This window comes from Roseivivax isoporae LMG 25204 (assembly GCF_000521865.1).
Classification (GTDB): Bacteria; Pseudomonadota; Alphaproteobacteria; order Rhodobacterales; family Rhodobacteraceae; genus Roseivivax; species Roseivivax isoporae.
The window spans coordinates 1-430 of sequence record NZ_JAME01000172.1; the positions used below are offsets into that span (position 1 = coordinate 1).

The 430-nt window shown below is 67.7% G+C and carries 1 protein-coding gene; it reads right to left on the minus strand.

Translation table 11 applies throughout. The features are described 5' to 3' along the window. A partial coding sequence (locus tag RISW2_RS23210; protein ID WP_043776034.1) for a phage portal protein occupies positions 1-430 on the minus strand: 430 nt, incomplete at both ends.

Genomic DNA, 430 nt, shown 5'->3' on the forward strand with positions numbered 1-430 from the left:
TCGATGTTCGAGAACGTCGCCCGATCGAGGATCCCGACCTTGTGGGGCGGCACCCGCCAGAGCCGCGCGATGTCGAGCCAGAGCTCTTTCCGGGTCTCGAGAAACTGCGCCTCCTCGGCGGTCAGGCCCATCCGGTGCGGCTTCATGCCGTACTCGGCGATCCCCGGCTGGTGCCGGTTGCGCCCCGTGGTCCAGCGGCGCCACGCGGTGAGCCAGTTCTTCTTGTCCTCGGACCCTTTGAAGTTGCCGTCCATCGTGAAGATGTACGGCGGCGTCGCGTCGTTGGTGAACAGCCGGTTCGCGTATTGCTGCAGCGCGATCGCCACCGCCACCGCCTCGCGGCCATCCACCAGGATCGGCGAGGTCCCCCGCAGGTCGTCCTGCAGCGGCGGCATCATGACGTGCCAGAACTCGCCCTCGACGAGGACGG